The 25,998-nt window shown below is 67.2% G+C and carries 27 protein-coding genes, 1 tRNA gene and 2 pseudogenes; 13 read left to right on the plus strand and 17 right to left on the minus strand.

Features of this window, described 5'->3' with window-relative positions; genetic code table 11:
• The 3 genes from WC493_RS11440 to WC493_RS11450 all read left to right on the plus strand — a co-directional run.
• Window positions 1-553, plus strand: a 553-nt coding sequence (locus WC493_RS11440) for a glutathione binding-like protein (RefSeq protein ID WP_373065639.1), incomplete at its 5' end; no start/stop codon positions are given.
• Complete coding sequence (locus WC493_RS11445; RefSeq protein WP_373065640.1) at window positions 550-1,719, plus strand: glutathione S-transferase family protein; 1,170 nt, start codon at window positions 550-552, stop codon at window positions 1,717-1,719. The genes WC493_RS11440 and WC493_RS11445, both read left to right, overlap by 4 nt.
• 76 nt (window positions 1,720-1,795) lie before the next feature.
• Entirely contained in the window at window positions 1,796-2,665 is an 870-nt protein-coding gene (locus WC493_RS11450) for a DUF1295 domain-containing protein (RefSeq protein WP_373065641.1), read from the plus strand.
• Between the two features lie 46 nt (window positions 2,666-2,711).
• Here the strand turns inward: WC493_RS11450 and WC493_RS11455 are convergent, their stop codons facing one another.
• Window positions 2,712-4,427, minus strand: a complete 1,716-nt coding sequence (locus WC493_RS11455; protein ID WP_373065642.1) for a phospholipase D-like domain-containing protein — start codon at window positions 4,425-4,427, stop codon at window positions 2,712-2,714.
• A gap of 268 nt (window positions 4,428-4,695) precedes the next feature.
• Here WC493_RS11455 and WC493_RS11460 point away from each other — a divergent pair.
• Together WC493_RS11460 and WC493_RS11465 are read left to right on the plus strand one after the other, a co-directional pair.
• A pseudogene (locus tag WC493_RS11460) lies at window positions 4,696-5,285 on the plus strand (integrase core domain-containing protein); the annotation flags it as partial.
• 98 nt (window positions 5,286-5,383) lie between these two features.
• Window positions 5,384-5,995: a GNAT family N-acetyltransferase gene (locus tag WC493_RS11465; protein WP_373065643.1), complete on the plus strand. Its 612-nt coding sequence runs from the start codon at window positions 5,384-5,386 to the stop codon at window positions 5,993-5,995.
• 59 nt (window positions 5,996-6,054) lie between these two features.
• Here WC493_RS11465 and WC493_RS11470 read toward each other — a convergent pair.
• A tRNA-Ser gene (locus WC493_RS11470) sits at window positions 6,055-6,144 on the minus strand.
• Window positions 6,145-6,344: 200 nt separating this feature from the next.
• Here WC493_RS11470 and WC493_RS11475 point away from each other — a divergent pair.
• Window positions 6,345-6,656 carry a hypothetical protein gene (locus WC493_RS11475; protein WP_373065644.1) on the plus strand — a complete coding sequence of 104 codons (312 nt, stop codon included), beginning with the start codon at window positions 6,345-6,347 and terminating at the stop codon, window positions 6,654-6,656.
• Between the two features lie 7 nt (window positions 6,657-6,663).
• Here WC493_RS11475 and ybaK read toward each other — a convergent pair whose 3' ends face one another.
• The 11 genes from ybaK to WC493_RS11530 form a co-directional block, all read right to left on the minus strand.
• Complete coding sequence (gene ybaK, locus WC493_RS11480; protein ID WP_373065645.1) at window positions 6,664-7,137, minus strand: Cys-tRNA(Pro) deacylase; 474 nt, start codon at window positions 7,135-7,137, stop codon at window positions 6,664-6,666.
• Between the two features lie 9 nt (window positions 7,138-7,146).
• Window positions 7,147-8,466 (minus strand): aspartate aminotransferase family protein, encoded by a 1,320-nt coding sequence (locus WC493_RS11485; protein WP_373065646.1) that lies wholly within the window; start codon window positions 8,464-8,466, stop codon window positions 7,147-7,149.
• A 2-nt stretch (window positions 8,467-8,468) separates the two neighbouring features.
• On the minus strand, window positions 8,469-9,500 hold the full coding sequence (locus WC493_RS11490; RefSeq protein WP_373065647.1) for a phosphotransferase: 1,032 nt from the start codon (window positions 9,498-9,500) through the stop codon (window positions 8,469-8,471).
• Window position 9,501: 1 nt separating this feature from the next.
• Window positions 9,502-11,304: a translation elongation factor 4 gene (gene lepA, locus WC493_RS11495; protein ID WP_373065648.1), complete on the minus strand. Its 1,803-nt coding sequence runs from the start codon at window positions 11,302-11,304 to the stop codon at window positions 9,502-9,504.
• Between the two features lie 11 nt (window positions 11,305-11,315).
• On the minus strand, window positions 11,316-13,721 hold the full coding sequence (gene pheT, locus WC493_RS11500; RefSeq protein WP_373065649.1) for a phenylalanine--tRNA ligase subunit beta: 2,406 nt from the start codon (window positions 13,719-13,721) through the stop codon (window positions 11,316-11,318).
• On the minus strand, window positions 13,718-14,794 hold the full coding sequence (gene pheS / locus WC493_RS11505) for a phenylalanine--tRNA ligase subunit alpha (RefSeq protein ID WP_373065650.1): 1,077 nt from the start codon (window positions 14,792-14,794) through the stop codon (window positions 13,718-13,720). The genes pheT and pheS overlap by 4 nt, the downstream gene beginning before the upstream one ends.
• A gap of 90 nt (window positions 14,795-14,884) precedes the next feature.
• Window positions 14,885-15,250 carry a 50S ribosomal protein L20 gene (gene rplT / locus WC493_RS11510; RefSeq protein ID WP_373065651.1) on the minus strand — a complete coding sequence of 122 codons (366 nt, stop codon included), beginning with the start codon at window positions 15,248-15,250 and terminating at the stop codon, window positions 14,885-14,887.
• Window positions 15,251-15,264: 14 nt separating this feature from the next.
• On the minus strand, window positions 15,265-15,465 hold the full coding sequence (gene rpmI, locus WC493_RS11515) for a 50S ribosomal protein L35 (RefSeq protein ID WP_236107886.1): 201 nt from the start codon (window positions 15,463-15,465) through the stop codon (window positions 15,265-15,267).
• 192 nt (window positions 15,466-15,657) lie between these two features.
• Window positions 15,658-16,152 carry a GNAT family N-acetyltransferase gene (locus tag WC493_RS11520; protein ID WP_373065652.1) on the minus strand — a complete coding sequence of 165 codons (495 nt, stop codon included), beginning with the start codon at window positions 16,150-16,152 and terminating at the stop codon, window positions 15,658-15,660.
• Entirely contained in the window at window positions 16,149-16,427 is a 279-nt protein-coding gene (locus WC493_RS11525; protein WP_373065653.1) for a DUF1778 domain-containing protein, read from the minus strand. Before WC493_RS11525 ends, WC493_RS11520 begins: the two co-directional genes overlap by 4 nt.
• Before the next feature lie 185 nt (window positions 16,428-16,612).
• On the minus strand, window positions 16,613-17,089 hold the full coding sequence (locus tag WC493_RS11530; RefSeq protein WP_373065654.1) for a rubrerythrin family protein: 477 nt from the start codon (window positions 17,087-17,089) through the stop codon (window positions 16,613-16,615).
• A gap of 193 nt (window positions 17,090-17,282) precedes the next feature.
• Between WC493_RS11530 and WC493_RS11535 the strand changes: the two genes are divergently transcribed.
• The 6 genes and pseudogenes from WC493_RS11535 to WC493_RS11560 form a co-directional block, all read left to right on the plus strand.
• Window positions 17,283-17,567, plus strand: a complete 285-nt coding sequence (locus tag WC493_RS11535; protein WP_373065655.1) for a PepSY domain-containing protein — start codon at window positions 17,283-17,285, stop codon at window positions 17,565-17,567.
• A complete protein-coding gene (locus WC493_RS11540) occupies window positions 17,567-18,181 on the plus strand; it encodes a cytochrome b/b6 domain-containing protein (RefSeq protein ID WP_373065656.1) in 615 nt (204 codons plus the stop codon). The genes WC493_RS11535 and WC493_RS11540 overlap by 1 nt, the downstream gene beginning before the upstream one ends.
• Window positions 18,156-18,857, plus strand: coding sequence for a response regulator transcription factor (locus WC493_RS11545; protein WP_373065657.1), 702 nt, complete (start codon window positions 18,156-18,158; stop codon window positions 18,855-18,857). The genes WC493_RS11540 and WC493_RS11545 overlap by 26 nt, the downstream gene beginning before the upstream one ends.
• Before the next feature lie 2 nt (window positions 18,858-18,859).
• On the plus strand, window positions 18,860-20,221 hold the full coding sequence (locus tag WC493_RS11550) for a sensor histidine kinase (RefSeq protein WP_373065678.1): 1,362 nt from the start codon (window positions 18,860-18,862) through the stop codon (window positions 20,219-20,221).
• Window positions 20,222-20,326: 105 nt separating this feature from the next.
• On the plus strand, window positions 20,327-20,734 hold the full coding sequence (locus WC493_RS11555) for a thiol-disulfide oxidoreductase DCC family protein (RefSeq protein WP_373065658.1): 408 nt from the start codon (window positions 20,327-20,329) through the stop codon (window positions 20,732-20,734).
• Window positions 20,735-20,779: 45 nt separating this feature from the next.
• Window positions 20,780-20,971: pseudogene (locus WC493_RS11560) on the plus strand (DUF4166 domain-containing protein); the annotation flags it as partial.
• Here WC493_RS11560 and WC493_RS11565 read toward each other — a convergent pair.
• On the minus strand, window positions 20,941-21,504 hold the full coding sequence (locus WC493_RS11565) for a cysteine hydrolase family protein (protein ID WP_373065659.1): 564 nt from the start codon (window positions 21,502-21,504) through the stop codon (window positions 20,941-20,943). The pseudogene WC493_RS11560 and the gene WC493_RS11565 sit on opposite strands and share 31 nt — an antisense overlap.
• A 104-nt stretch (window positions 21,505-21,608) precedes the next feature.
• Here WC493_RS11565 and WC493_RS11570 point away from each other — a divergent pair, with 104 nt between their 5' ends.
• A complete protein-coding gene (locus tag WC493_RS11570; RefSeq protein ID WP_373065660.1) occupies window positions 21,609-22,565 on the plus strand; it encodes a GlxA family transcriptional regulator in 957 nt (318 codons plus the stop codon).
• Between the two features lie 3 nt (window positions 22,566-22,568).
• Here WC493_RS11570 and WC493_RS11575 read toward each other — a convergent pair whose 3' ends face one another.
• The 3 genes from WC493_RS11575 to ahpF form a co-directional block, all read right to left on the minus strand.
• On the minus strand, window positions 22,569-23,432 hold the full coding sequence (locus WC493_RS11575; protein ID WP_373065661.1) for a pirin family protein: 864 nt from the start codon (window positions 23,430-23,432) through the stop codon (window positions 22,569-22,571).
• A gap of 177 nt (window positions 23,433-23,609) precedes the next feature.
• Window positions 23,610-24,149 (minus strand): translation initiation factor IF-3, encoded by a 540-nt coding sequence (gene infC, locus WC493_RS11580; RefSeq protein ID WP_373065679.1) that lies wholly within the window; start codon window positions 24,147-24,149, stop codon window positions 23,610-23,612.
• Between the two features lie 199 nt (window positions 24,150-24,348).
• Window positions 24,349-25,926, minus strand: coding sequence for an alkyl hydroperoxide reductase subunit F (ahpF, locus tag WC493_RS11585; protein ID WP_373065662.1), 1,578 nt, complete (start codon window positions 25,924-25,926; stop codon window positions 24,349-24,351).
• Between the last annotated feature and the right edge of the window lie 72 nt (window positions 25,927-25,998).

Below are 25,998 nucleotides of genomic sequence, written 5' to 3' on the forward strand. Positions count from 1 at the left end.
GAACGGCCGGATCCCGGCCATCGTCGATCGGGACGAGGATGGTTTCGCCGTCTTCGAATCCGGCGCCTTGATGATCTACCTGGCGGAGAAGGCGGGCGCCTTGCTGCCAACGGACCGTCGCGGCCGCTCGACCGTGATCCAATGGCTGATGTTCCAGATGGGCGGGGTCGGTCCCATGATGGGGCAGGCCAATGTCTTCTATCGTTACATGAGCGAGAAGATCCCGCTCGCGATCGACCGCTACCAGCAGGAGACCAAGCGCCTGCTCACCGTGCTCGACACCCGCCTGAAGGACCACGCCTATCTGGCGGGCGACTATTCGATCGCCGACATCGCCAATTTTTGCTGGGTCCGCACCCATGCCTGGTCCGGCGTCGCGATCGACGACCTGCCCTCGCTCGGGCGCTGGCTCGCCGTGATCGAGGAACGCCCGGCGGTACAGCGCGGCGTCAAGGTGCCGGTCGACATTTCGGCCCTGTTCAAGGGCGGCGACGCGGCCGAGCGCTTCGTCGCCGGCGCCCGCACCATCGTGACCGGGGGGGACAAGAAGTGAGCGACACGCCCTATGTCCTCTATGGCGCGCCGGTCTCGCTCTACACCGGCAAGACGCGCGCCTTCCTGCGGAAATCCGGCCTGCCCTTCCGCGAGCGCCTGCCGAGCGATCCGCGCTTCGGCGCCCATATCCTGCCGGCGATCGGCAAGTTCTGGCTGCCCGTACTGGAAGCACCGGACGGCACCCTGGTGCAGGACACGACCGAGATCGTCGATTTCCTCGAAGCGCGCGAACCTGCGGTGCCGAGCTGTTACCCAACAGGTCCCCGACAGAAGATCGCCGCCCTGATCGTCGAGCTCTATGGCGACGAGGGCCTGGTACGCCAGGCGATGCATTACCGCTGGAATTTCATGGCAGAAAACGGCCGCTTCCTGGCCGGCAATATCGGGCGCATGTTCAATGCGGAAGCCGATATCGAGGAAGCCCGCCTGATGGCCGCCGGGCCGATGGAGCAGCTCTCGGGCTATCTGCCGGCGATCGGCGTTTCGCCCGAGACGATCCCGGTGATCGAGGCCCAGTTCATGGACCTGATGGCGGTGCTCGACGCCCACTTCCTGCATCATCCCTATCTCTTCGGCGGGCGTCCCTCGATCGGCGACTATGGGTTGATGGGTCCGCTCTATGCCCACCTCGGGCGCGATCCCTATCCCGCCTTCCTGATGGCCCGCCATGCCGACCGTCTGCAGCGCTGGGTCGAACGGATGAACACGGTCGAGGTCGACACGCCGGAATTCCCGGGCCTCGCGCCCGAATTCCTCGCCGGTGATGCGGTGCCGGGAACGGCGAAGGATCTGCTCCGCCTGATCGCGCGGGATTACCTGCCCGAACTGCTCGCCACCGTCGAGGCGGTGAACCACTGGCTGGCCGGGAACGAGGTGGCCGAGGGTGCGGCGATCTTCCCGCGCGGCAAGCGCGGCAGTCTCGGCTCGATCGCGCCGGTCATCCGTGGCGTGCCCCACGTCCAGGCGATGCGCCACTATCCGCTGTGGATGCTGCAACGGGTGACCGACGCCTATGACGCGCTGGCGCCGGAGGCGCGCGGCCCGGTCGACACCCTGCTGGCGGAAACCGGCCTCGCCGCCCTGATCGAACAGCGCCCGGCCCGCCGGATCGAGCGGCGCGACTATGTCGAAGTCTGGGGCTCCGCCCTCGCCCGGGCGGCCTGACGGCCCCGTCCATCCGGACGTGGCGATCTCGCCGGCAGCGGCCGACACTGCCGGCGGGATCAAACGGGGGCGGGCGATGGCCGGCAGGACGAGGGATTTTTTCGCGGTCGCACTGGCCTATGCGGCCGGCCTCGTTGTGGCGGCGGCCGTGCTCGGCGCCGGCCTGCTGGCGCCACCCTTCGACGCCCTGCTGGCCGATGTCGCGGCCACCGCCGTCGTCTTCGGCTTCAGCCGGCTCTACCGCAATTCCAGCACCTATGATCCCTATTGGAGCGTGATTCCGCCGCTGCTCGCCCTCTATTGGTATGCCGCGGGCGGGCCGGTCGATGGCTTGCGGGCCTGGTGCGTGATCGGGCTCGCCTGGCTCTGGGGCATCCGCCTGACCGCCAATTGGGCCGTGCATTGGGGCGGTATGGGGCACGAGGACTGGCGCTATCCCCTGGTCCGGCAGAAGGCGGGGCGGGCGGCCGTGGCGGCCGATTTCGCCGGCATCCATCTGTTCCCGACGCTCCAGGTCTTCCTCGGCTGCCTGCCGGTCTATGCCGTCATGCGCTTCGGCACGGCGCCCTTCGGCTGGCTCGACGTCGTGGCCTTTGCCGTCACCCTCGGCGCCATCGCGGTCGAGACCCTGGCCGATCTCCAGCTCCATGCCTTCATCGCCCGCCGCACGCCGGGCAGCTTCATCCAGAGCGGCCTCTGGGCCTGGTCGCGCCACCCGAATTATTTCGGCGAGACCGCCTTCTGGTGGGGGCTGATGCTCTTCGGCCTGGCCGCAGCGCCGGACAGGTGGCCCTGGATCGTGCCCGGCGCCCTGGCGATCACCGTGATGTTCGTCTTCGCCTCGATCCCCCTGATGGAACAGCGAAGCCTCGAACGCCGCCCCGCCTATGCCGCCTATCGCGCCCGCGTCTCCGCCCTCGTGCCGCTGCCGCCGAAACGCGCCTGAGGGCCGGGCGGCGATCCGGCCATCTTCAGACCCCCGTCTGCGGGGCCTAATTCTTCGAATTGCCGAAGAATAGTTTCCGGCGCTTCGATTTCATTCCCTCCGGCGAGAAATTGGCCGCCACCCATTTGTCGCTCGGATCGAGGAAGATTGCGGCCGTGTCGGTTTTTCCCTTCTCGGCGAGCTCGTTGGCCATGTTGCGGAAGTAGAAGTGCCGGAAGATACGGTCGTATTCCGTCATATAGATGTCGGCGACACGGGTGTCGCCGCGAATCAGGAGCATGTTCTCGTCGTTGTTGACGAGCGAATTGTGCGAAAAATTTGCCGAGCCCGAAAACACCAACGGATCGTCGCCGGCCGGGTCGACCAGCAGGATCTTGGTGTGCACATAGAAGACATGGCCTTCGTAACGATAGTGCCCCTCGTCCAGGAACCATTTGTCGAGCTGCCAGCCGGGGATCCTGGTCTTGACCGTCTTGCGCCCGAGGGCCGCGCCATAGGCGATCTGGACGTCTCTGTCGCGGGCGACGATCGCCCGCTCGGTCTTTCCGGGCGGCTTTTCGAGGATGATGTAGCGGAGGAAGGGGCGGTCCTCAGAAAAGGCTCCGGCAAGCGCCGCGTCGATCCCGAAGGGGGCCGTGAACATGACCGTCTGCCCCGCCTCGCGGATCCGGCCCGCATACCAGTCGAGCATGGAGTCCGTGCGGCGGGGACTGAAGACCGGCGTAACCGAATTCGCCGGCAGGGCGGCCGCGGGATCGGGATCCACGGTCCGGTTCCAGTCGCGGAGGTCGTTCCATTCCGTGTCGGCCGCGAGCTTCTCCCAATAGGCGAGATAGGTCTTGGCGATCGTGGGGTCGCGCACGATATGGCCTACATTGGCCTGGCCGAGAAAGCCCGACGCGGTGAAATTGGTCGAGCCGGTCCAGACCGCGGTCCGCGCCCGGTCGGGGGAGAGGCGGACCATGAATTTGTTGTGGGGAATGTCGTGCCGCTGGGTGCGCGGCTTCAACATGGCTTTCGGCAGGCCGGCGGCGGCGATCGCCTTCCTGTTCGCCGTGGTCGCCTCGGTATCGACGCGGGCCTTCTTCACGGTCTCCTGGCCGGCCTCGTAGACCACGACGACATCGACCCCGCGCGTCTTGCGGGCGGTGGCCAGGGCGTTCAGGATCGGTGGATAGGTGAATTCATAGGCCGCAACGCGGAGCTTCTCGTCGGGCCTGGTGTCGTCGATGAAGGCGAGGGCGGCTTCGAGCAAGCCGCGTGACAGCCAGACGACTTCCGGATCCTTCGGGTCGTCCTGGTTCTCCGGTGCCTTGTTGCCGAATTTGTCAGCGAAGGCCTGGCTTGCGATCGCGCCGCGATTGAAGAAGACGGCATGGGTTCCATCATCCTCGCGCTCGGTCTCGACCTCGACCGTGATATCCTCGCCGTATCGGAGGTTGCGCGGGGTTCCGTAGACTGGTCGGACGACGAATCCGTAGCGATGCCCCGGCTTGGCCGTGTAATCGCCCCAAAGGAAGCTTTGGATCGGGTGTTCGAGCGTCGAATAGTTGTCGCCGGGCCGCGGTTGGGGCACCACTTCCTCGAAGACCTTGAGGCCCTTCAGCCAATAGGACTGATTTTCCGAGGCATCGCTGCGCTTCAGGGCGAAGCCGAGCAATCCTTTCCGCGCCGCCGGCGTTGCGTCGATGGCGAGGAGCACCACATTGCTGCCGCCGATGGCCAGCAGGTCGAAGCCGCCCGCACCCGATCGTACCCGCATTTTCCCCTCCATCCGGGCCGCCACCCAGAAAGAATGAAGCCGCAGCGGACGCAACCACGCGTCGAATATACTGGATTTCCTGCTGTGACGATAGTGCGGCAACCCGATTCCGTTTCCCGGCATTGATGGCAGGCAGGCAGAAGGAAAGGGCCGAAATGGGAGCGGAGCCGTCCATCACCCCATCTTTTTTTGACCTTCCCCCGTCTGCTTCCTCCGTTTTGAGTGACGGTTTGCGGCGCTGTGACGACCCTTGAGGAAGGGGCGAGCTGTGAAGAAGAGCGGGTTTACCGAGGAACAGATTTCCTACGCGCTGAAACAGGCGGAGGCCGGGGTTTCGGTGGCGGAGGTGATCCGGCGGATGGGCATTGGGAGCAGATATTCTACCGCTGGAAGAAGCTCTATGGCGGGGCGGGCATGGGCGAATTGCGACGGCTGAAGCCGCGCGAGGAGGAGAACCGTAAGACTCTGCTCATGTGCATCCGGGGCCTCGCGCGGACGCAGGTGCGCTACGGCTATTATCGGATCGACATCCTGCTGCGACGAGAGGGCCGGGTCGTGAACCACAAGCGGGTTTATCGGCTTTATCGGGAGGATGCCCTGTTCGACGGCCGGCGGCTGCGGGCGCTGACAATCGTCGACGCCTATATGCGCGAAGCCCTGACGATCGAGGTCGATCAGGGGATCAAGGGGGAACCACCGGATCGCAGGGTCTATGAGAACGGTGTCACCCTGGACTTCAGCCGGCCCGGCAAACCGACAGACAATGCCTTCGTGGAATCGTTCAACGGGCGCTTCCGCGACGAGTGTCTGAATGCCCGTTGGTTCTTGTCGCTGGCGGATGCCAGGGGCAAGATCGAGGCCGAATTTGCTTCATCTGCCGGGGTTGACCCCGGCAGATGAAGGCCGGAAGCTCTCATTCAGCCCGGACCCGAAACCGGGAGATCGTCATACCGCACATGCAAATCATCGAGACCGAGCGCCTGATCCTGAGGCCCTTCCGGGAGGGGGATGCCGCAGACCTCTTCGATTATCTGCGTGCGCCCACCGCCTCCTGCTTCTTCTCGCTCAAGCTCGCAGACCTGGCTGAAGCGGAGATCGAGGTCAGGAAACGCGCCCTCGACGAGGGCAGCGTGGCGATATGCCTGAAACAAACCGGTCAGGTCATCGGCGATCTGTTCGGCGGCGCCGGAGAGGGGGAGGAGGACGAGACGGCCTCGGTCGGCTGGAACCTCAATCCGCAATTCGGTGGTCAGGGATATGCGTTCGAAGCCGCGAGAGCCATGGTCGACCATCTTTTCCGGGCAAAGGGCTTTCGCCGACTCTATGCCTATGTCGAAGATCACAACAAACCCTCTCGACGCCTCTGCGAAAAACTGGGCATGCGCCGCGAAGGCGTGTTCATCGAGTTCGTATCGTTCACCAATGACGATGCGGGCAATCCGATCTACGAAAACACCATGCAATACGCCATCCTGCGCCGCGAGTGGATGTCTGGTGTTACAGCAATTTGGCAACCGCCGGGCATGAGCGGCGCCGCTGGCACCGAGACGTCAGGCCGTCGCGTCTAGTCGCCGGTGATGCGGCAGTCGGCGGCAATATCGCACTATAGAGTGCAATCGGCGGCATATGGCGGAGGGGATGAGATTCGAACTCACGATACGGTTTCCCGTATACACACTTTCCAGGCGTGCGCCTTCAACCACTCGGCCACCCCTCCGCAAGCATGCCCGACTCTTTCGGGTCGGCCCGGCGCTGGGCCGGCTGCGAGGGCGGCACTATAGCGAAGTCGGCGCGGCGTGCAACTGCTGCCGCGCGGGGGCGCTCCTCGGTGAGAGCGGAGCCCTATTGTGGCCCCATTGTTGAGATTGGCTTCGCCCCTTGCGATGATGCGGCGCGCAGAGCCGGGAGGGCGAGCGGATGGTGGGACGTTTTCTGGGCTGGATCTTCATCGGGCTGGCGCTCATGTGCCTCGGAGCCGACGGGATGGCCATGCTGGAACGCGGTGCCTTTGGTCTGCTCTCGCTCGGCGAACTCTGGAATGCGCTCGACCGCGACAGCCTGGTCGCGGCGGGCGATGCGGTTTCGGGCTATATCCTGCCGGAAATCTGGAATCCGGGCATCACCACGGCGCTGCAGGTGCCGGGCCTCGCGCTCTTCGGCGTGATCGGCCTGATTCTCCTGCTGCTGTTCCGCAAGCGCGAGCGGCGCGACCGGATCTTCGCCGCCTGATCGGCCCTCAGGCCATCAGGGCGCAGGTGACGGCGCCGAGTGCCGCCTTGGCGTCGGCCGGTGCCAGGCGGACCTGAAGGCCGCGCTGGCCGCCGTTGACATAGACGTGAGGCTCGCTCAGGGCCGCTTCCTCGATCGCCGTCGGCACCTTGCGGCGCTGGCCGAAGGGGCTGATGCCGCCGACATGATAGCCGGTCAGGCGCTCCGCATCCGCGGGCTTCATCATGGCGGCGGACTTGCCCTTGAAGGCGGCGGCGAGCTTTTTCATCGAGACCGTGCCGTCGGACGGCACGACGACGCAGACCGGCTTGCCGTCCACTTCCGCCATCAGGGTCTTCAGCACCCGGTGGGGTGGCTCGCCGATCGCTTCCGCCGCCTGGAGGCCGATGCGGTCGGCATCCGGGTCGTAGTCATAGGTGACCAGTTCGAAGGCGATGCCGGCGGCCTGCAGGGCCTTGGTGGCGGGCGTGGTGCGCGACATTCGGGGGCCTCAGGCGTTCTGGGCCTGCAGCGTGGCCGCCAGGCGGTCCAGGAACAGGTTCACATGCTCCCGCGCGAAGACCAGGGGCGGGCGGATCTTCAGGATATTGCCATTGGGGCCGGTCGCGCTGATCAGCACGCCGCGCTCGCGGAGCCCGTTGACCACGCGGGTGGTGAGCGCTGTCGCCGGTGCCCCGGTCGCCGGGTCGACCATCTCGACGCCGACGAAGAGCCCGGCGCCCCGCACGTCGCCGATCGCGGGATGCAGGGTCGAAAGATCGCGCAAGCCGCCGCGCAGAATCGCTCCCATCTCGGCCGCGCGGGTGACCAGGCCGTGGTCCTCGATCACGTCGAGCACGGCGAGGCCGACGGCGCAGGACACCGGATTGCCGCCGAAAGTGTTGAAATAGCGGCTGCGGGCGGCGAATTCCGCCACCACTTCCGGCCGCACGGCGATGCCGGCCATGGGGTGGCCGTTGCCCATGGGCTTGCCCATGGTGACGATGTCCGGCACCACGCCGTGGCGGGCGAAGCCCCAGAAGCCGTGGCCGATGCGGCCGAAGCCCGGCTGCACCTCGTCGGCGATGAAGATGCCGCCGGCCTCGCGGATGGCGGCGACCGCCTCGACCAGGAAGCCGGGCGGATCGGCGAAGACGCCGTCGGACGAAAAGATCGTGTCGACCAGCAGGGCCGCCGGCTCGATGCCGCGGCCGCGCAGAAGGGCGATCGCCCGGCGCACCCCTTCGGCGAAGCGCTGGCCGACGTCGTCGCCGTTATGGCGAAAGCCGTCCGGCGCGTCCACGAGGCAGACATGGGCCGGCCGCGGCTCCTCCGGCGTCAGCGAGGGCGAGAGTTCGGAAACCGCGACGGTCAGCCCGTGATAGGCGAGGCGGGTGACGATCACGCCCTGCCGCCCGGTGTGGGCCATGGCGATGCGGAGCGCCAGGTCGTTCGCCTCGCTCCCCGTACAGGTGAACATCACATGGGACAGTTCGGGCGGGAAATAGCCGAGCAGCCGCTCCGCATAGTCGAGGATCGTCTCGTGCAGGTAGCGGGTGTGGGTGTTGAGCAGGGCGGCCTGACGGCTCAGCGCCTCGACCACATGGGGGTGGCAGTGGCCGACCGAGGCGACATTGTTGTAGGTGTCGAGATAGGCCTTGCCCTCGGCGTCGTAGAGCCAGACGCCGTCGCCTCGCACGATATGCAGGGGCTTTTCGTAGAACAGGCGATAGGCGGGGCCGAGCAGCTTGCGCCTTCTCTCGATCATGGCCGCCTCCTGCGCCGGCAGGGCGCCCGTCTTGGACGGATCGAAGGCATTCACCATGGCCATGCTCAGTCTCCCCCACAGAGCGCCGTGAAACGGGCCGCCGCCTCCCCCCGGTCGAGGGCGGCCAGCGCCTCCAGCCCGGCGAAGGCGGAAGGCGCATTGCGCAGGATATAGGCGGCATTGCCCGGATGTCGCCGGGCGCGCCAGCCGGTGATCGCCACCGTCGCCACCATGCGGGTGGCGATCAGGTCCGGCAAGAGGGCGGCTTCGTCGGGTCTCAGCGGGCAGCTCGCCTGAAAACCGGCGGCGACCTCGAGCGCGCCGGCCAGCCAGTCGTCCCCCGGCGTCAACTGATAGGCGCAGGCGATGGCGAGATCGTTCACCAGGGCGGTCTCGACCATGTCGCCGAAATCGATCAGGCCGCTGATCCGCTCCGGCGCTGCCGGCTCGACCAGGGCATTCCAGGGGTTCATGTCGTCATGCACCACCTGCCAGCGCAGGCCGGCGAGGCGGGGCTGCACATGGGTTTCGAAGCGGTCGAGTGCCGCCTCCGCCAGCGCCCGTCGCGGATCCTCGACATGGACGAGCAGGGGGCGCAGGGAGGCGGCTTGCGCCAAGTCCCAAGGCAGCATGTGGCGCGCCGCCGGATGGCGGAAATCGGCCAGCGCCGCATCGAGCGCGCCGAGGGCCGCGCCCAGGTTCCGGCGCAGCGAAGATGTGCGCGCCAGGCCCGCCAGGGGCACCCCGGGCAGCAGGGTGATCAGGCGAAGCGGCAGGCCGGCGATCCGCTCGACCACGGCCCCCGTCCGGCTGCGCACCAGGCGCGGCACGGGCAGGCCGGCGCCCTCGACATGGAGGAGGGCCCGGGTCTGGAAATCGGTCACGCCGGGGTCTTCGGCGGCATTGGTGATCTTGGCGACATAGCCGGTGCCATCGGCGGCGACCAGGCGGAAATTCTGGTCCCGTTCGCTGGTCAGCGGCGCCGCCTTGGCGTCGATGCCATAGAGCGATGCCGCCGCCGCCTCGACCTCGGCCGCGGGAAAAGCCGGGGGCGGCACTTCCAGCAGGCTGTCGGCGAAGGGGCCGGCCGGGGCCACCCTAGTCGGCGTCCATCTTCAGGGCGGCGATGAAGGCTTCCTGCGGGATCTCGACATTGCCGACCTGACGCATCCGCTTCTTGCCGGCCTTCTGCTTGTCGAGGAGCTTGCGCTTGCGCGAGACGTCGCCGCCATAGCATTTGGCCAGCACGTCCTTCCGCATTGCCTTCACCGTCTCGCGGGCGATGACGCGCCCGCCGATGGCGGCCTGGATGGCGATCTGGAAGAGCTGGCGGGGGATCAGGTCCTTCAGCCGCTCGCAGAGCTGGCGGCCGCGCGCCTCGGCCCGGGTCTTGTGCACGATCATGGCCAGCGCGTCGACCGGCTCCTGGTTGACCAGGATCGACATCTTGACGAGGTCTTCCTCCTGGTAACCGTCGAGGTGATAGTCGAAGGAGGCGTAACCGCGCGAGACCGACTTCAGCCGGTCGTAGAAATCGAACACCACTTCGTTCAGCGGCAGGCGATAGACCGCCATGGCCCGGTTGCCGGCATAGGTCAGCTCGACCTGGATGCCGCGGCGGTCCTGGCACAGTTTCAGGATGTCGCCGAGGTAGGTGTCCGGCACGAAGATCGTCGCCTTGATCCAGGGCTCTTCGATCTTGGCGATTTTCACCGGGTCCGGCATGTCGGCGGGATTGTGCATTTCCTGCATCGTCCCATCGGTCATATAGACGTGATAGACCACGCTCGGTGCCGTGGTGATCAGGTCGAGGTTGAATTCACGTTCGAGCCGTTCCTGGATGATCTCGAGATGCAGCAGGCCGAGGAAGCCGCAGCGGAAGCCGAGGCCGAGGGCGGCCGAGCTTTCCATCTCGAACTGGAAGCTGGCGTCGTTCAGGCGGAGCTTGGCGAGCGAATCCCGCAGATTGTCGAATTCGGCGGCATCGGACGGGAAAAGGCCGCAGAACACCACCGGGACAGAAGGCTTGAAGCCGGCCAGCGGCGTTTCGGTCGGCTTCTTCTCGTCGGTGATCGTGTCGCCGACCGAGGTATCGGCCACTTCCTTGATCGCGGCGGTGATGAAGCCCATCTCGCCCGGGCCCAGCTTGTCGACGATCACCTTCTTCGGCGTGAAGATGCCGACCCGTTCGACCAGATGGACCTTGTTGGCCGCCATCATCTTGATCTTCTGGCCCTTGCGGATCTCGCCGTCGACCACGCGCACCAGGATGACGACGCCGAGATAGGCGTCGTACCAACTGTCGACCAGCAGGGCCTTGAGCGGCGCGTTCACGTCGCCCTTGGGCGGCGGCAGGCGGTGGACGATGGCTTCCAGCGTCTCTTCGATGCCGATGCCGGCCTTGGCCGAGACCAGCAGGGCTTCGGAGGCGTCGATACCGATCACATCCTCGATCTGGGCGCGGATCCGCTCGGGTTCCGCCGCCGGCAGGTCGATCTTGTTCAGGATCGGCACGATTTCGAGATTGGCGTCGATCGCCTGATAGACATTGGCGAGCGTCTGCGCCTCGACGCCCTGGGAGGCGTCGACCACCAGCAGGGCACCCTCGCAGGCGGCCAGCGAGCGCGAGACTTCATAAGCGAAGTCGACGTGACCGGGCGTATCCATCAGGTTGAGGACATAGGTCTCGCCGTTCTTCGCCTTGTATTGCAGGCGCACGGTCTGCGCCTTGATGGTGATGCCGCGCTCGCGCTCGATATCCATCGAGTCGAGCACCTGTTCGGTCATCTCGCGCTCGGTCAGGCCGCCGCAGGTCTGGATCAGCCGGTCGGCCAGGGTCGATTTGCCGTGGTCGATATGGGCGACGATCGAGAAGTTGCGGATATGGGCGAGGTCGGTCATGTCTGCTCCGGTCAGGCCCTGAGGGTGGCGCCCGTCGCTTTGGCGACGGCGGCGATGATCTTTGCTGAAACTGCGTCGATGTCCTGGTCGGACAGGGTCTTGTCCCTGGGCTCCAGCTTGACGGCGAGGGCGAGGGACAGCTTGCCCTCCGGCACGCCCGTGCCGCGGTAGAGGTCGAACACCGAAACCTCGGTGATCAACGCCTTGTCGGCCCCCTTCACGGCGCGGATCACGGCTTCGGCCGCCACGGTCTCGTCGACCAGGAAGGCGAAGTCGCGGCTGACCGCCTGGAAGTCGGACAGGACCAGGGCGCCCTTCTCCTTGGTCGCGCGCGGCTTGGGCAGGGGGACCGCGTCCAGATAGACCTCGAAGAAGGCGGCCGGCCCTTCGAGGTCCAGCAGCTTGGCGATCTTCGGGTGCAGCGCGCCGAACACGGCGACCGTGGTCTTGGGGCCCAGCTTCACGGCGCCGGCCTGGCCCGGGTGGGCCCAGGCCGGAACCTCGGTGGTCACGGTCAGATTGCCGACCGGGGCGCCCAGCTCGGCGAGCAGGGCGAAGACGTCGGCCTTGGCGTCGAAGGCGTCGACCGGGCGGCGGCCGCCCTGCCACTGGCGGGGTGCCGTGTAACCGGTGCGGAGCCCGGCGGCGACCGTGCGTTGGTCGGCCGGGCCGATACCGTGATAGGTGCCGGCCAGCTCGAACAGCGCGACATCCTCGTTGCCACGCGCCGCGTTGCGGACGCCGGCGGCGGCCAGGCTCGGCACCAGATGCGGGCGCATCACGGCGAGTTCGGGCGAGATCGGATTGGCGACCTTGAGGGCGGCATCGCTCCAGCCGAAGGCCTTGGCATGGGCTTCGGGAATGAAGCTGTAATTGATCGTCTCGGTCAGGCCGCGGGCGGCGAGCAGGCGGCGGGCGGCGCGGACGCGGCGCTGGGCGGGCGAGAGCGCCGGCACGGGCACCACGTTGGTGCGCGGCAGCGGCTCGACCGGCAGCTTGTCCAGCCCGACGATACGGGCCACTTCCTCCACGAGATCGGTCTCGCCCTCGATGTCGCGGCGCCAGGACGGCACGCTGACGGTCCAGGGCATGGTGCCCGCATCGACGCCGAAGCCGAGTGCCGTCAGAATCCGCTGCATTTCGGCCTCGGAAACCTCGAGGCCGGTCAACTGCTTGACCCGGCCGGGACGCAGGTGCCGCACCGGGAAATCGCCCGGGAAGGCGCCCGCGACCACGACCTCGGACGGCGTGCCGCCGCAGAGTTCGAGAATGAGCTTGGTGGCGAGTTCGAGCCCGTCGAGCGCCGACTTGGGATCGACGCCGCGCTCGAAGCGATAGCGCGCGTCGGAAACGACGCCGGTGCGCCGGCCCGTGGCCGCGATGCGGTCGGGATCGAAATGCGCGCTCTCGACGAAGACGTCCACCGTCTCTTCCGAAACGGAAGACGGCACGCCGCCGACGATGCCGCCGAGGCCCAGCGCCCCGGAATCGTCCGAAATCACGATGGTGGCGGCGTCGATCTTATGCGTCTTGCCGTCCAGGCCCTCGACCATCTCGCCCTCGAAGCCGAGGCGGACGCGGATGCCGCCGCTCAGCTTGGCGGCGTCGAAGACATGGAGCGGGCGGGCGCGGTCCATGGTGATCAGGTTGGTGACATCGACGAGGGCGGAGATCGGGCGAAGGCCGATCGCTTCCAGCCGGCGCTTCAGCCAATCCGGGCTCGGCCCGTTCTTCACGCCGCGGATCAGGCGGCCGGTGAAGATCGGGCAGGGCTTGTCGGCGACCGATTCATCGAGCCGGACGGCGACCGGGCAGGGGAACTGCCCGGCGATCTTTTCGATCGCAGGCGTCTTCAGGGTGCCGAGGCCGGCGGCCGCGAGGTCGCGGGCGATGCCGGCGACACCGAGGCAATCCTGGCGGTTCGGCGTCACCGCGATGTCGATCACGGCATCGTCGAGGCCCAGCACTTCGGCGAAGGGCTTGCCGATCGGGGCATCCGCCGGCAATTCGATGATGCCGTCGTGATCCTCGCCCAGGCCCATTTCGCGCATCGAGCACATCATGCCCTGGCTGTCGACGCCGCGGATCGCGGTCGGCTTCAGCACCATGCCGTTGACGGGAATGGTGGTGCCCATGCGGGCGAACACGACCTTCAGCCCGGCCCGCGCATTGGGGGCACCGCAGACGACCTGATAGGGCGCGCCGTCACCGGCATCGACGGTGCAGAGCCGCAGCTTGTCCGCATTGGGGTGCTGCACGGCGGTCAAGACATGGGCGACCGTGAAGGGGCGGAGCGTCGCGCCGCGGTCGTCCACCTCTTCGACTTCGAGGCCGATGGCGGTCAGCTTCTCGGCGATCTCGGCCGCGGAAGCCGTGGTCTCCAGATGCTCTTTCAGCCAGTTGACGGTGAATTTCATCGCGAAAGCCCTCCGCCCAGGGTCGGCAGGTCGAGGGCCGCGAAGCCGTAATGCCGGAGCCAGCGCAGGTCGGATTCGAAGAAGGCCCGAAGGTCGGGAATGCCGTATTTCAGCATGGCGATGCGGTCGAGCCCCATGCCGAAGGCAAAGCCCTGCCACTCGTCGGGATCGAGGCCGCAATTGCGGATCACATTGGGATGCACCATGCCGCAGCCCATGATCTCCAGCCAATCGTCGCCCTGGCCGATGCGGATCGAATCCTTCGAGCGGGCGCAGCCGATGTCGACCTCGGCCGAAGGTTCGGTGAAGGGGAAGAAGCTCGGCCGGAAGCGGATCTTCACCGCCTCGACCTCGAAGAAGGCGGCGGCGAAATGTTCGATCGTCGCCTTCAGGTGACCCATGTGGATCCCCTTGTCGATCACCAGCGCTTCGATCTGGTGGAACATCGGGGTATGGGTCTGGTCCGAGTCGCAGCGATAGGTGCGGCCGGGCGCGATCACCCGGATCGGCGGCTGCTTGCCCTTCATGGTGCGGATCTGGACCGGCGAGGTATGGGTGCGCAGCAGGATCTTCTCCCCGTCCGCCCGGGGGGGCAGGAAGAAAGTGTCGTGCATTTCGCGCGCCGGGTGGCCGGGCGGGAAGTTCAGCGCGGTGAAATTATGGGAATCGTCTTCGATGTCCGGCCCTTCGGCCAACGCGAAGCCCATGGCGCCGAAGATTTCGACGCATTCCTCGGTCACCTGGGTGACGGGATGGATGCGGCCGGCGGGCTGCGCCGCGATCGGCAGGGTGACGTCGATCCGCTCCTGGCCCAGGCGGGCTTCGAGGGCGGCGTCTTCGAGGATCGATTTGCGGGCGGTGAGCGCCTCGGCGATCCGGTCCTTCACCTGGTTCACGGCAGCGCCGAAGGCCTTGCGCTCGTCCGGCGCCATGCCACCCAGGGTCTTCATCAATTCGGTGATGCGGCCCTTCTTGCCCAGTGCCGCGACGCGGATCTCGTCCAGCGTGGCAAGATCGACGGCATCGCCGACGGCCGCCAGAAGCTCGGCTTCGAGCCCGGAAAGATTGCTCATGTCAGACCCCAATCCAGCGCCCCGAACAGGGGGCGCGGTGGCCCCCGGGGTAGCAAACCCCGGGAGCTATTGCCAGTGATTTGGCGGGGGTCAGGCCTCGGTAGGGAGGGCCGCCCGCGCCTGCTCGACCAGCGCCTTGAAGGCGCCGGGCTCGCGGATGGCGAGGTCGGAGAGGACCTTGCGGTCGACCTCGACGCCCGCCTTGGCGAGCCCGTCGATAAATCGGCTGTAGGTCAGGCCGTGCTCGCGCACGGCAGCATTGATGCGCTGGATCCACAGGGCGCGGAAATTGCGCTTGCGGGCCCGGCGATCGCGATACTGGTACTGAAGGCCCTTTTCGACCTTCTCGATGGCGATCCGGAAGGACGTGTTACCGCGACCGCGATAACCACTGGCCATCTCCAGGACTTTTTTGTGACGGGCGTGGCCGGTGACGCCACGTTTGACGCGCGACATGGTTCAGCTCTCCGTCACGAATTGGGCAGGAAATACTTCTTCACGTTGTCGCCATCCGTCTTGAACAGGGTGGTCGAGCCGCGAAGATTGCGAATCTGCTTGTTGGTGCGCTTGATCATGCCGTGACGCTTGCCGGCCTGAAGCGCCTTGACCTTGCCGGTCCCGGTCAGAGTGAAGCGTTTCTTCGCCCCGCTCTTCGTCTTCATCTTGGGCATTTCAACCTCCTTCGATCCGAAGATCGCACGTGCGCGGCCCGGGCAGCCCGTTTGGCCCGGCCACGCGATGGAAGCGGGCCTTATAGCGGAGTGCGGGGTGAGAGGCAAGGGGGGCTTGGTTTGTGCTGAGAGGGTAATGACCTGACCTGACCCGACGCAAGGGCAGCTACAAGTGCTGGACGAGCATTGCAGCTACGCCCTTGCCTTACGCAGGTCCTCCAGCGTGACCATCAGCGTCATCGCGTCGAGGGGGGAGGGTTCGAACCCCAGGGCCAGGTAGAAGGCCCGGGCGTCGTCGGAAATGGCGTGCACGAGCATGCCGCGGATCCCGACCAGTTCCGCGGCCTGCAGGACACGCAGTGCGGCGTCGCGCACCAGCGCGCGGCCGAGGCCGCGGCCCTGCCAGGCGCGGGCGATGGCGAGCCGGCCGAGGATGATGACGGGAATGGGATCGGGCATATTGCGCCGGAAACGGCCGGAGGCCTCGGGCAGCGTCACCCCGCCGGTGGCGAGGGCGTAATAGGCCTCCACCTGGTTCCCGTCACAGGCGACGAAGGTGCGCGACGCGCCGGACTCTTGGTTGGCCCGGGCACGGCGCTTCAGCCAGTCGTCCAGCGACGAGACGCCGGAATCAAATGCTGTCAGTTGGTGGTGATCGGCCAGTGGTACCGGGGCGCTAAGGCTCACGCGGCATCCCACGGCGACGGCGTCGTCATCGTGCGTGCCAGGCGTTCATTGGGCTGCGGCGCCGCGTCCAGCCTGGCGAGAAAGGCCCGGTAGGTTTCTTCGCTGACGGTGAAGACGGCGCGGTCCAGCAGGGCGTCTTCCGCGGCCTTGCGCGAGGCATCCAGCACGAAGTCCGTGCGCGTCTTGCCGAGCAATTCGGCCGCACGGTCGATCAGTCCCCGAAGTTCGGGCTGGATGCGGATGTTCAAGGATTCGCGGGCGGTCGGCTTGGCCATGGCATGCCTCTCAGCCGCCATTTCTAGCGCACCGTAACGACGGCGTCATTACAAATTGAGGGCGGATAGGCTGGCCGGCCCCGTGCTCGGCCTCGAAACGGCTGTGGACGAGGCCACGCCGATGGCCAATACCCTGTCCCCGCCGCGGTGAGGGGCTGGTGCGGCGGGGACAGGGCGGGCGCGGCTTATTTGCCGGCGCGCAGTTTTTCGACGGCGGCCTTGTAGGCTTCGTAGTGGTCGCCTTCGTCGGCCGCGATCTGGCGGAACAGGTCGGCCACCTTCTTGTCGCCGGCGGCATCGGCCTGCTGGGCGAATTCGACGTACATCTTGGTGTTTTCGTAGTGTTCGCCGGCCATGCCGTCGAGCAGGTTGGCTTCGTCGGTACCGGCCAGCTTCAGGGCGTCCGCCTCGCGGGCGAAATGCTCGTTGGCTTCGACATTGGCGGCTTCGTCGAACAGCTTGGCGATTTCCGGCTGGCCGGACTTGCGGGCGTGTTCAGCATAGGCGGTGTATTTCAGATGGGCGAAGGCTTCGCCGTGCATCGCCGCTTCCAGGTTCTTCTTGGTCTGGGCGTTCAGGTCGCCTTCGGCCAGGGAGGGCATTGCCGCCATCGGAATGCAGGCGACTGCAGTGATGGCAAGAAGACCTTTGAGGACTCGCATAATCAATTCTCCCGTAATCCTGTCACCTTCCGACAGCGAAGGTGGGGAGAATTTGTTTATACGGTCTGACAAAGTCCTGACCGCCGGAAAATCGCCGGGAATATTATAGTATTGGATTGTCAGGATTTTGTCAGATCTTGAATTTATTGCTCGACCCGTCGCCATCCCAATCATTTCGCGACGAGGAGTTGATATGAAGAAGCTGCGTGTGGCCCTGGGGGCCGGTATCGTCGCCGCCTGTTTTTCCGGTGGTCTCGCCTTCGCCGGCCCGACCTGCACCACCGAACCCGAGTCGAAGTGGCTCAGCGAAGAGGCGATGAAGCAGAAGATCGCCGAGATGGGCTACAAGGACATCAAGGTCTTCAAGAAGACCCGCGGTGGCTGCTACGAAATCTATGGCTATACCGCCGAGGGCAAGAAGGCCGAGGTCTATTTCAACCCGATCACCGGCGAAGCCGTCGAGAAGAACCTCGACTGATGTCGACGACGGACAAGCCGGCGGGCGCGGTCATCGCCGCCCGCCGGCCCGGCCGGCCCCTGGTACGGGTGTGGGACCCGGTGGTCCGCCTGTTCCACTGGTCGGTCGTGGCCGGCGTGGCGCTCGACTATTTCCTGCTCGATACCGGCAAGGCGGCGCATCGCTATGTCGGTTACGGCGTCGCCGCCGTGCTCGCGATCCGGATCGTCTGGGGCTTCGTCGGCAGCGTCCATGCCCGCTTCCGCGATTTCGTGGCGCCGCCTGGCGTCGTGCTGGGCCATCTGGCCGATCTGGCGGGCGGGCGCGAGCGGCGCTATGTCGGCCATAATCCGGCCGGGGGCGCCATGATCCTGGTGCTCATGGCGCTGCTCGCCGCAATCGCCGTCACCGGCTGGATGCAGGGGCTCGATGCCTTCTGGGGCGTCGACTGGGTGCAGGAAGCCCATGCGCTGGCCGCCAATGGCTTGGTTGCCCTGGCCGGCTTGCATATCGTCGCGGCGCTGGTCGAAAGTGTGCGGCACCGCGAGAATCTGGTGCTGGCCATGATCACGGGGCGGAAGCGCCCGGCGGGCGAAGGGGATGTCGATCATGAGGCTGCTGCTGGTCGAAGATAATCGGGCGCTCGCCGGCCTGATCGTCGACGGCCTGACCGAAGCCGGCTTCGTGGTCGATGCCGTGCCGGGGGTCGAGCCGGCGAAGGACGCGGTCAGCGTCGCCGATTACGACCTCCTGCTGCTCGACCTCGGCTTGCCGGACGGCGACGGCATCGATCTCGTCCGCTTCGTGCGGCGCCGGGGTTGCGGCTGCCCGATCCTGATCCTGACCGCCCGCGGCGGCCTCGACGACCGGGTGAACGGGCTCGATTCCGGAGCCGACGACTATCTGGTGAAACCTTTCGAGATGCGCGAGCTGGCGGCGCGCTGCCGCACCTTGCTGCGCCGCCCGGGGGCCAGCCTGGGCACCACGCTGACGGTCGGCAATCTGGCCTTTGACAGCATCGCGCGCGAGACGACGGTGGACGACAGGCCGCTTCGCCTCTCGCCCAAGGAGATGAACCTGCTCGAATGCCTGATGCGGCGGGTCGGCCATGTCGTCGCCAAGCCCAGCCTCGAGGGCGCCCTCTATGCCCAATCGGCCGAAGTCACCGGCAATGCGCTGGAAGCCGTGGTCTCGCGCCTGCGCCGGCGTCTCGCGGAGAGCGGGGCCAAGGTCACGGTCCATACCGCCCATGGCATCGGCTACATCCTGACCCCCGCCCAGCCGATCCCGACCCAGGGGCCGCGCTCTTGACCATGGCAGCCCCCCGCGTCCGCTCGCTGGTCTTCAAGCTGTCGCTGCGCCTCGCCGGCGTCGGGCTGGTCTTTCTCCTGGTCCAGCTTCTGGCGGTGGTCTGGATGTATGTGCGCAATCCGAACGAACTCGACCAGCTCCTCCTGACCGCCGAGGCAGGCCGCATCGCCGAGGAAATTCCCGACCTTCGGCAGCCGGGCGACCCGCCGATCCGGGACGAATTGGCGCAAGCCTTGGCGCCCGGCACGCGGCGTTCCTTCGTGGTGCACGACCGGGCCGGCTGGGTGCTCGGGCAATATCAGGACGGCGACCTCAAGATCGCGCCGGAAGCCCCCATGTCCTTCCTGGTGATCCGCACCCAGCGCGAGATCTGGGGCGACCGTTTCCTGCTGTCGGGCACGCGGCGCGTTACCGTCGATGGCCAGTCCTATTGGATCACGCTGGCCATTTCGGGCCATGGCTTCGAGCCTTTCGTGCCCATCATCTTCAACGAGATCCGCTTCCATGTGGTGTTTCCGCTGGCACTGCTCTCGGTCCTGTTCCTGCTGTTCAATTTCAGCGTGGTGCGCAGCACGTTGCGCCCGCTGGCGCGGACCATCACGGCGATCGGCGAGATCGATCCGGCCAGGCCGTCGATGCGGGTCGAGGCGCCGGCGACCACCTCCGAAGTGCAGGCCCTCATCGTCGCGGTGAACGGCATGCTGGCCCGGATCGAAGCGGCGGTGCAGACGGTGCGCGATTTCGCCGGCAATGCCGCCCACGAATTGCGCACCCCGCTCGCCGTGCTGACCCTCGGCATCGACAAGCTGGAACCCGGGCCGGTGCAAGAGCGCCTGTCGGCCGAGGTGCGGGCGATGCGCCGCCTGGTCGACCAGATGCTCGACATGGCGCAGGCCGATGCGCTGGCGGTCGATCCCGCCTCGGCGGTCGATCTCGGCACTGTGGCCCGCGACGTGGTCGCCGATCTGACGCCGCTCGCCATCGCCGAAGGCCGCGTCCTGGTCTTCGAGGATGCGGGTGCCCCGGCCATCGCCGGCCATGCCGAGGCCCTGGGCCGGGCACTGCGCAATCTGGTCGACAATGCCCTGGCCCATGGCCCGCCGGGGACCGCCGTCACGGTGACCAGCGGACCTGGGCCTGTGCTGACGGTGCGCGACCAGGGCCCCGGCATCCCCAAGGACCAGCGCCAGAAAGTGCTCGAACGTTTCGTCCGCCTCGACCGCAGCGGCCGTGGCGGCGCCGGCCTCGGCTTCGCCATCGTGCGTACCATCGTCGCCGCCCATGGCGGCCGGGTCGAAATCGACGATGCCCCGGGCGGCGGCGCCCTGATCCGCCTGGTCTTCGACGCGGGCCCGGGGGCCTGACGGCCGTCTCGTCGCGATTGTTCCTTATGGGATCACGACCACGGGCGGTATGCTCGACAAATATTACTTCGGCTTCGTCGCCGCATTGCACTGAGAGAGGCGCGCATGGACGGGGTGGGCGAGGGGCCGATCGTCGTCTTCGACGCGATGTGCGTGCTCTGCTCCGCCAATGCGCAGTTCATCCTGAAGCACGACCGGGCGGGGCGCTTCCGCCTCGCCTCCATGCAGGGCGCGGTGGGTACGGCGCTCTACCGCCGCTTCGGCATCGATCCGGCCGATCCCGACACGATGGTGGTGGTCGACGGCGACAGGTGCCTGCGCGACAGCGACGCCGTGCTGGCGATCTGGGCCGGACTGCCCTGGCCGTGGCGCGGGGTGGCCGTGTTCCGCCTGGTGCCGCGCGGACTTCGCGACGCCGTCTATCGCCTGGTGGCGCGGAACCGCTACCGTCTCTTCGGCCGGCGCGAGAGCTGCTGGATGCCGACGCCCGACCAGGCGAAGCGGGTGTTGTGAGCCGCGTCCTCCTGCTCGGCGGCTGCGGCGGTTTCGGGGCGCGGCCGGCGCGCCGCCTGGCGGCCCAGGGCTGCACTGTGCCGGTGGCCGGGCGCCGGCTGGACGCGGCGGCGCGGGCGGCGGGGGGGCGATTTCCACTTCGATGTGGCGCTCGCCCTGCCGCTTTCCGGGCCGCTGATCCGCTATCGCGGGTCTCTGTCGCCGCTTCAGGCCGCCTTTGCCGCGCCCGCCACATAATCGGCGGTGCTCACCACGGTGGCATAGGCAAAGCCCAGCGCCGACATGAAGGCGGCATGGGCGGCGGCCGCGGGCACCATGGCGCCGGCGAAATCGAGGTCGCGCGTCGCGCAGGCATCCGCCACCACGGTGACGGCGTAGCCGAAGTCGGAGGCGGCGCGGGCCGCGGCATCGATGCACATATGGCTCATGGCGCCGATCACGGTGACCGCTTCGATCCCGGCCTCGTCGAGGATCTGCTTCAGGTCGGTGCCCTTGAAGGCATTCACCTCGTGCTTCACCACGCGGGCGTCGCCCGGCCGGACGTCGAGGGCGGCGTGAAGCTCGGCGCCTTCGGTGCCGGGGGCGAAGAAGGGGGCATCGGGCTCCGCCGCGACATGGGCGATGAAGACCACGAGGTCGCCCGCCTCATGGGCGGCGGCGATCACCCGGCCGGCATTGGCAGCCGCAGCCTCCATGCCCGACAGGGGCCAGCGCCCGGCGGTGAAATAATCGTTCTGGATATCGACCACGAGAAGGGCACGCTTCGTCATCGCTCGCTCCTGCACGGCCGGAACGCCCGGCCCTGGACAGTGATAACCCGGAGACGCCAAGCTGCCGATTGGCGGATTGGACAAAAAACGGGGCGATTTCGACAATGCAGGCGGAAGCACCGGCCGAGATCGGCCTGCTGCTCTATCCCGGCGCGCAGGCCGCGGCGGTACACGGGTTGACCGATCTCCTCGCCGTCGCCGGGCGGCTGAACCATGCGGCGGACGGCCCGGCCCTTCGAGTCAGCCACTGGCAGCCGGGGGCGGACGGCGTGCCGGCCTGCGTCTTCGACAGCGATCCGGCGTTGCCCCATGCCCTTGCCGCCGTGGTGGCGCCGCCGGCCCTGGGCGAGCCGCCGGCCGCGAGTCCGGCGGTCGCCGATTTCCTGCGCCGGGCGCATGGCGCCGGGGCGCTGCTCGGCTCGGTCTGCGCCGGGGCCTTCGTGCTGGCGGGGGCGGGGCTGCTGGACGGGCGGCGGGCAACCACCCATTGGACCTATGGTGACGAGCTGGCGGCGCGCCACCCGGCGCTGACCGTCGATTGCGACCGCCTGCTGATCGACGAGGGCGACGTCGTGACCGCGGGCGGGGTGATGGCCTGGACCGATCTCGGCCTCCTCCTGGTCGCGCGCTTTCTGGGGCCGGCGGCGATGATGGCGACGGCGCGCTTCCTGCTGATCGATCCGCCGGGGCGGGAGCAGCGCTATTACGCGCCTTTCGAGCCTCGTCTCCGCCATGGCGACGGCGCCGTGCTCAAGGTCCAGCATTGGCTGGCCGGCGGGGCGGCGCTCGGCCCGGTCGCGGTGCCTGAGATGGCGGCGCGCGCCGGGCTCGAGGAACGCACCTTCCTCCGCCGCTTCAGCCGGGCGACCGGGTTTCGCCCGATCGAATATTGCCAGCACCTCCGCGTCGCCGAGGCGCGCCGCCGGCTGGAGGCGACGCGCGACGCGGTCGACCGCATCGCCTTCGCCGTCGGCTATCAGGACCCGGCGGCGTTCCGGAAGCTGTTCCAGAAACTGGTCGGCCTGACACCCGGCGACTATCGGCGGCGCTTCGGCGCCTGATGCTCAGAACCGCCCGGCCTGATAGTCGCGCGCGGCCTGCAGCACTTCGTCCCGCGTGTTCATCACGAAAGGCCCGCCCCAGGCGACCGGCTCGTTCAGGGGCCGGCCGGCGATCAGTAGGACGCCCGCCGCCTCGTCGCCCGCATTGGCGATGGCGACCCGCTCCCCGGGGCCGAGCAGGGCGACATTGACCGCCGGCACGGTCTTCTCGCCCGCGATGCGGACCCAGCCGTCATAGACCACCAGAAGGGCGTTCAGGCCGGGATCGAGGGCTTCCTCGATGCTGGCGCCCTGGGCCAGGCGGATGTCGAAGAAATGGGCCGCGGTGGCGCCCGATTCGATCGGCCCGCGGGTGCCCTGGCTGGTCGTCCCCGCGATCACCTTGACGGTGGTGCCATTGCCGCGCGCCTCGACCGGGATGGTGGCGGCCGGGATCTCCTGGTAGCGGGCGGGGACCATCTTGTCCCGCTTCGGCAGGTTGACCCAGAGCTGGAAGCCTCGCATCAGGCCCTCGGTCTGTTCCGGCATCTCGGAATGGACGATGCCGCGCCCGGCGGTCATCCACTGCACGTCGCCGGTGCCGATGACGCCCGAATGGCCGGCGTTGTCGCCGTGGCGCATGCGGCCTTCCAGCATATAGGTCACGGTCTCGAAGCCGCGGTGAGGATGGTCGGGGAAACCGCCGATATAGTCGCTCGCTTCCTCGGTGTCGAAATGGTCGAGCATCAGGAAGGGATCGGCGGACTCGACCGTCTCGTGGCCGAGCAGACGGGTGAGGCGCACGCCGGCACCGTCCGAGGTGCGCTGGCCGCGCACCAGGGCGGCAACCTGGCGCAGGGCGGGTTGGGCTACCTTCTCCGGGGTCATGGGCATCTCCTCGTTGGAACGTGATGCCAATATGGCCCGGGCCGCCGCGGTTAAAAATCCCGCTTCCGGGGAAGAGATCGTTTCCCAGGCGGGAACGATCGGGGTGGCGCGGGGCGAAAGCACGAACCCCGCCGGCCTTGCGGGCGGCGGGGTTCGATTCGCGGCCGGTGCGGCGCCTCAGCGGGGCGCCATCACCATGGTCATCTGACGCCCTTCCATCTTGGGCATCTGTTCGATCTTGGCGATCTCTTCCGTGTCGTCGCGGACGCGGAGCAGCACCTTCATGCCGAGGTCCTGGTGCGCCAGCTCGCGGCCCCGGAAGCGCAGGGTGACCTTCACCTTGTCACCCTCTTCGAAGAACTTGCGGATCGATCGCATCTTGACGTCATAGTCGTGCTGATCGATGCCCGGGCGCATCTTGATCTCCTTGATCTCGATGACCTTCTGGTTCTTGCGGGCTTCGGCGGCCTTTTTCTGCGCCTCGTATTTGTACTTGCCGTAGTCGAGCAGCTTGCACACCGGCGGATCGGCGTTGGGCGAGATCTCGACCAGGTCGACACCGGCGATGTCGGCGAGGTGCAGGGCTTCGGCGAAGGTGACGACACCACGATTTTCGCCGGTCTCGTCGATCAGGCGAACGCGGGGCGTGGTGATCTGGTCGTTGATGCGCGGGCCGCCCTTTTCAGGGACGGACTGGGGAAAGGGGGGGCGAGCTATGTAAGGTCTCCGTCTAGCTGCGCGGGGACCAGAATTGCCGTCCGGGTCAGCCGACCCTGCCGCACCGTAGTCCTTCCGCACTGAGGTTGATGCCTGTACCCGCCGCAAGCAGGTGCATGGCGTAATAAATGGCGCACAACGGGTCCGGTTGCAAGCCTGGAGTGGCAGGGCGGACCGCAGTGGCCCGCCCTGGACCGATTCATTCCGCGGCGGCCTTCTCGGCCGGGGCGGAGGTGCGGATCAGGTGGTCGAAGGCGGCGAGCGAGGCCTTGGCGCCTTCGCCCATGGCGATGACGATCTGCTTGTAGGGCACGGTGGTGACGTCGCCCGCGGCGAAGATGCCGGCGACCGAGGTCTGGCCCTTGGCGTCGACCACGATCTCGCCCCGGGGAGTCAGCTCGAGCGGGCCGCCCTTCAGCCATTCGGTATTGGGCACCAGGCCGATCTGCACGAAGATGCCTTCGAGCTCGAGCGTCCTGGCCTCGCCGGTCTTGCGCTCCTTGTAGGCGAGGGCGGTCACCTTCTTGCCGTCGCCGATCACCTCGGTGGTCTGGGCCTCCATGACGATGTCGACATTGGGCAGGCTTTTGAGCTTGCGCACGAGGACGGCATCGGCGCGCAACACGTCGAGGAATTCGATCAGGGTGACATGGGCCACCACGCCGGCGAGGTCGATCGCCGCCTCGACGCCGGAATTGCCGCCGCCGATCACCGCTACCCGCTTGCCCTTGAACAGCGGGCCGTCGCAATGCGGGCAATAGGCGACACCCTTGGTCCGATATTCCTTCTCGCCGGGCACGCCCATCTCGCGCCAACGGGCACCGGTCGACAGGATCACGGTCTTGGCGCGGAGCGAAGCACCGCTCTCCAGCTCGACCGTGGTCAGCTCGCCCGGCACCAGCTTGGTGGCGCGCTGCAGGTTCATCACGTCGACGTCATAGGACTTCACGTGTTCCTCGAGCCCGGCGGCCAGGCGCGGCCCCTCGGTCTCCTTGATCGAGATGAAATTCTCGATCCCCATGGTGTCGAGCACCTGGCCGCCGAAACGCTCGGCCACCACGCCGGTGCGGATGCCCTTGCGCGCGGCATAGATCGCGGCCGCAGCGCCGGCCGGGCCACCGCCGACCACGAGCACGTCGAAGGGTTCCTTGGCGGCGATCTTGGCGGCGGCGCGGGCATCGGCGCCCTTGTCCAGCTTTTTCAGGATCTCGGCCGCTTCCATGCGGCCCTGGCCGAACACTTCGCCGTTCAGATAGACGGTCGGCACCGCCATGATCTGGAGCTTGGTCACTTCGTCCTGGAACAGGGCGCCGTCGATCATCTCGTGTTTGACGCGCGGGTTCAGCACCGCCATCAGGTTCAGCGCCTGCACCACCTCGGGGCAGTTCTGGCAGGTCAGCGAGATATAGGTGCGGAATTCATAGTCGCCGTCGAGCGCCTTGATCTGCTCGATCGTCTCGGCGTCCACCTTGGGCGGATAGCCGCCGACTTGCAGGAGGGCGAGCACGAGCGAGGTGAATTCATGGCCCATGGGCAGGCCGGAGAAACGGATCGAGACCTTGCCGTCAGGCCGGTTCAGCGCGAAGGAGGGCTTGCGCACCCCGGTCTGCGCGCTCTCGACCACGGTGACCAGCTTCGAGCAATCGGCGATGTCGGCCAGCAGGTCGCGCATCTGGCGCGAGGCTTCGCTGTCGTCGAGGGCGGCGACAATCTCGATCGGCGACGTCGCGCGTTCCAGATAGCCCTTCAACTGGGCCTTGAGATTGGCGTCCAACATGACAACACCTTTGTACTTTCTGCGCGTCGTCGCGCGGGTTGGCGCCCGGGGAAAGGCCCCGGGCACCAAGAG

This window comes from Zavarzinia sp. (assembly GCF_041650655.1).
Lineage (GTDB): Bacteria > Pseudomonadota > Alphaproteobacteria > Zavarziniales > Zavarziniaceae > Zavarzinia.